Genomic DNA, 5,042 nt, shown 5'->3' on the forward strand with positions numbered 1-5,042 from the left:
CAATAATTCCATTGACATCTATAATAATTATGTATGTTATATATTTCTTAATCTCTTGTTTTAATTAAATAACAGATTCGCTATGCGAACCGAACAAACAATCTCTTATTTCTCCATGATTCTACAAATGCGCTTTAAATTTTATACAACTTGAAACTGACCCACCAATGTCATCTTTATTTGATGAGGCCTTTTCTATTTTTAAATCGTAGTGCTTTTAATATAGTTTCTTTCATGATTTCGTTTCCATTTCTCTTTTGTTTCCGTTGTTCTTGAAATGAAATTGAAAATTAATTATAGTATCCCAAATGGTATACACAAGCTATTTCACACAAATGATTGACCATATTCTTTAAATTGCATTGAACCATTAATTTTTGAATTACCAATAATATTTTTCTGGGTTATTACATTAAAGTTAATATTGTGATATATTTATATTCGGAATAATTATATCTTACATTTAAAGGGAGAATTTTAATGGATAACCTACTATTGAAAAAGGACTTAACAACGGATCAAATGGTTCTTGTTTCTCACTGCATGTAATCATATACAACTTTACGTAACTCTTCCTTACTTCTCTTTTTATGTATTTTTATGTTTTAAGAAAATGACTCCACCAACTAGTAACAACAATGCTCCCACTTTAATAGACTTGAGACTATTATGGAATTGGTACTGCAGATATTTCGATGCAAAATTGCATTTTTAATTCAGATATATTGATGTATAATGAAAATGAACTACTCAACATTTTTATTTTAAGTTAGTATATCAAACCCTAACTACCTAAAAAACTCAAGTAAACGTATCTTATGTCATTTTAAAAAATACAAAAGTACCTTATATAATATAAGGTACTTTTGTATTTTATGTTTTAGAATTCCTCGATTTGAACATATAATACAGATTACGAACCGTTTTATACGTATCTCAGTTGAACTGCAGAATCACATATTGTTTTAACTACTGCTATTCTTCTCTAATTACATCTATAACGTTATCCTTTTTAATTTTCCGAAGCGGAATTAGTACCGATACATAACTAATCAAAAGTGCAGTTATAAATGTGATAAAGCTAGATTGATAAGGTATAATCCATTCAAACGACACCGTATTTGACAGTGCTACATAAAGAATATACGACAGCATACAGCCGAAAAAGATTCCTTGTATGCTTCCAAAGAAACCGTACAGAAGTCCTTCATATATAACCATCTTTTTCAAATCCTTCTGCGACATACCAATCGATTTTAAAGCAGCCAATTCTTTTCTTCTCATAATGATGCTGACTGTAATGGTATTTAAAATATTTACACAACCAATTAGTGTAATAACAGCTATAAATCCGTACCCTAATATTTTTATATAAAGTATATTGTCTGTATGGAAATTACTTTGAACAATATTATTTTGTACATCTATAGATGCATCTCCACCCAGTTTCTTTTGTATATCTAAAATTGTAGCATCAGCCCGAGATTGATTCTCTAAATCAATTTCAAAACCTGTTAATTTTTGTGGAGATGGTGTAATATATTCAGCTATTTGTTCACTAGTAATAAAAGTTATGGTATCCATCACTCTGCTCATATTAAAAATGTCCAATTCTACAATTGCAGCTATTTTTAAAGTTTCTAGTTTTTCTTCATTGTAGGAGACTTCCTCTGTAGATTTTCTTTCTTGCTGACTTGTTATTTGGATTTCATCCCCTACCTGAAAAGTGCTTAGAGAACCTATATATTTTTTACTTGTATTCATATCATTTGATGCAGCTTGTTTTACTAAAACAACCTCTTTTTCATGATTTAATTTTGAAATATCAATTCTTCCACTAGTTACATTTTCAGCTAGTTTCTTTAAACTATTCTCATCGTATGCTTTTATTTGTGTTTTCATAATTTCTACAGTTTGATTATTATATTTTATTTTTTGATACAGCGATTCATTTCCTTGTAATTCTTTAATTTGTTTATTTTTTGGTACTTTCGTATAAAAATTATTTGCCTGATATTGCTTGTACAGCTTCTCTACGTTATTAACTTTATAAATATTTTGACTCATACGATCTATGCTAGGCTTGTCTAAATTTGAATTAACCGTAACTGATATATCCGATTTTAGAGCTTGAATTTCCGGTTGTTTACGCTGAATGGCAGTATCTATGAGAAACGTAAACGTGATATACAGTACACTACTTATAATAATAGACAAAATTGTAACTGTATATCTATTGGGATTCCTTTGGATATTTTTTAATGCCATACTTAACGGAAAAGATAGTGGTTTCTTTAATTTTGTTCTCTTTTTTTTCTTTATTTTTTCTTTTTTTATAGCTAATCGGCTACTTACGGCCAATAACGGTGAAATTCTACCTGCAAAAAAAGCAGGAAAATAACTTGAAATATAAACAGTTATCAATGTAATTAAAGAACTTACACATATAATTAACCAATCTAATTTAATTGTATATCCCATAGAGTTTTTAAGTACGTTTATCAGTACTTGATTAAGTAAAAAGACTACTAATATACTGCACAAAATCCCAAAAAAGATAGCAATAATAGAAAGAAATGTTGCTTCTCTTATTACAATTTTTCTGATTTGTTTTTTTGTAGCTCCAATACTCCTCAATAGCCCAAACTGTTTCATTCGCTCTACTATACTAATTTGAAATGCATTGTAAATAATAACAATCGTAGAAATCACAACAATCCCAATACTAATAGCGGCTGCCGCCATTATCTCCACACTAGGCTTTAAGGCTTTCTTTAATTGGTCATTCACTCTTATATTTTCTTTATTCGTCAATAATTTAAATTGATTTTCAACTTCATCAAAGTTTGCGTACTTATGCAATTCAATCAATACGCTACCTTCTCCAACTTTAAACTTATTTTTATATATCAATAATTGACCGGGTTTATTTTCCTGATTACTACTAGACTTATTTAACAAACCAACAAGTTTATATTTTTTTTCATGAATAGTAAACATACCGCCTAATTTAAGATTAGGCCCGAAGTAAGGCAGCATCCATTTTTCTAAAACAGCCTCGTTTTCATTTGAAGGTAGCTTACCTTCTACAGGAATACTAGACTTTAACAGCTTCAATGCTTGATGATCTGCATACATATAAGAGACAGCTATCTCATCAAATTGGATTACCTCTCCTGGAGTTATGATGCCATAAGAAGATATATTAGGATTACTTTTTATCATATTGAAAAGCTTTTGATTATAATTTTCAACTGAAATATTTGCAGAACCCATAGAACCTTTTTTAGCATTTTCAATTCCCGAAGTGTATCCACTATTAAAAAAAAGTCCAATCGTTGTTATTAGCGCCAACGCTAGAATAATACCTGTTAATGTTAGCAAAGTACGTTTTATATTACTTCTGAGATATTTTTGACTTAACTGTTTGTAACTATGAATCAATACTCCTCCCCTCCACATTTTTCTTGATTTTGCACTAATTGTTTATCTGAAATAATCATGCCATCTGTAATGGTTATAATTCGATCAGAGTTTGATGCGATAGCAGGATCATGAGTAATTAAAATCACCGTCTGATTATATTTTTTAGCCGTTACTTTTAATAAATTCAGAACTTCTTTTGTATTTTTTGTATCTAGATTTCCGGTTGGTTCATCCGCTAAGATAATATCGGGTTTATTTATAAGAGATCTACCAATAGATACCCTTTGTTGTTGACCACCCGATAATTCAGAAGGCAAATGATCTCGTCTTTCATTTAACCCTAGTGTTCTTATAATTTCATCCAGGTAATGATCATCTACCTGTTCTTCGTCCAATAGAGCTGGCAAAGCAATATTTTCTTGTACATTCAAGACAGGAATTAAATTAAAAAACTGAAATATAAAGCCAACTTTTCTTCGGCGAAAAATAGAGAGTTCATTATCTTTATAATTGTAGATATTTTCATCACCTATAAACACATTTCCCGAACTCGGACGATCCAGCCCTCCTAAAATATGCAATAAGGTACTTTTACCAGAACCTGATGCTCCAACTATGGTTACGAATTCTCCCCTACGAATGGAAAGATTAATTCCTTTTAACGCCTGTACTTGCGTTTCTCCTTCTCCATATGTTTTTACTACATTTTCTAATCTAACAACCTCCATACAACTCATCCTTTTCACAGATTAATTTTGAATCTCTACAAAATAGATTTTATCCTTATCGTACTCACCATTCTCGTCTTTCACTGCATACACTTTCGAAACGTATTCGACCACCTTTTTTACCTTGTTTTTATTTTTATAATCAAAATTTTCTTTTGCAAACTGAATTAACGAAAGGCTTACTTCTTTTTCTTTTAATTGTTTATATGTTTCCTCATTAACAATTACTATCGGTGATGAAAAATAGCCAATCCAATTATTTTGTTCAATATGTTGAACAGGTATCATTTGTCCATTTAAATTTAAATTTCCATCCTTAACTTCCCCATCTTCCACATTTTTTCTATAAAAGATGTTTTTTTCCCTCGCTAATTCTTTTATTTCTTTTACCGAGGCTGAAGTCATTGAACTATCTTCTTTAGATAAGGGTGTTCTTATAATTCCTTTTTTTAAGAATTTTTCAGCTGTAGATTTTGTAATAACCGCATATTGTTTCTTTGTAACAGATGGTTTATTAAGTTCCTTGTCTATCTCTTCTTCAGTCATATTTCCTCCTTTTTCTTTCCATTCTTTCTTAATTTCTTCTTTCTGTTCGGTAGTGAATTCTTGTTTTATTATTTCTGTGACCAATTTATAACTATAATCTGTTGTTCGTACGTTTTGATCTTTATACAGATTTTTGACAGCTGATATATTTTCTTTCGTTCCAGATACCATGATACCGTTTACTGGTTGTGAGGGACCATTTATATACCGATTTACAGCAAACCCTATACCTATAAAAATTGCTGTTACTACTAGAAAGCCTATTATTTTTTTCATTTTCTTCCTCCTTATATACTATGTTTAATCTGGGATTAGAACAGTAGGTTTTTTCTTTATATAAAC

3 protein-coding genes and 1 pseudogene are annotated in these 5,042 nt (G+C 29.9%); all 4 read right to left on the reverse strand.

The genetic code is table 11. The annotated features are described in order from the left end of the window. Positions 1-108: 108 nt before the first annotated feature. Positions 109-359: pseudogene (locus tag ABWK52_RS24275) on the reverse strand (IS3 family transposase); the annotation flags it as partial. Positions 360-975: 616 nt separating this feature from the next. Next, positions 976-3,444: an ABC transporter permease gene (locus ABWK52_RS24280; protein WP_098542114.1), complete on the reverse strand. Its 2,469-nt coding sequence runs from the start codon at positions 3,442-3,444 to the stop codon at positions 976-978. After that, on the reverse strand, positions 3,441-4,154 hold the full coding sequence (locus ABWK52_RS24285; protein ID WP_065230008.1) for an ABC transporter ATP-binding protein: 714 nt from the start codon (positions 4,152-4,154) through the stop codon (positions 3,441-3,443). Before ABWK52_RS24285 ends, ABWK52_RS24280 begins: the two co-directional genes overlap by 4 nt. Positions 4,155-4,175: 21 nt before the next feature. Further along, on the reverse strand, positions 4,176-4,976 hold the full coding sequence (locus ABWK52_RS24290; RefSeq protein WP_098542112.1) for a lipoprotein BA_5634 family protein: 801 nt from the start codon (positions 4,974-4,976) through the stop codon (positions 4,176-4,178). Between the last annotated feature and the right edge of the window lie 66 nt (positions 4,977-5,042).

Origin of the sequence: Bacillus sp. AP50 (assembly GCF_040492675.1) — a bacterium.
GTDB lineage: Bacteria > Bacillota > Bacilli > Bacillales > Bacillaceae_G > Bacillus_A > Bacillus_A cereus.

Bases quoted from the DNA above. Each gene is read 5' to 3' on its own strand.
- ABWK52_RS24285 (WP_065230008.1), bottom strand. From the start codon at position 4,154: ATGGAGGTTGTTAGATTAGAAAATGTAGTAAAAACATATGGAGAAGGA.
- ABWK52_RS24290 (WP_098542112.1), bottom strand. From the start codon at position 4,976: ATGAAAAAAATAATAGGCTTTCTAGTAGTAACAGCAATTTTTATAGGT.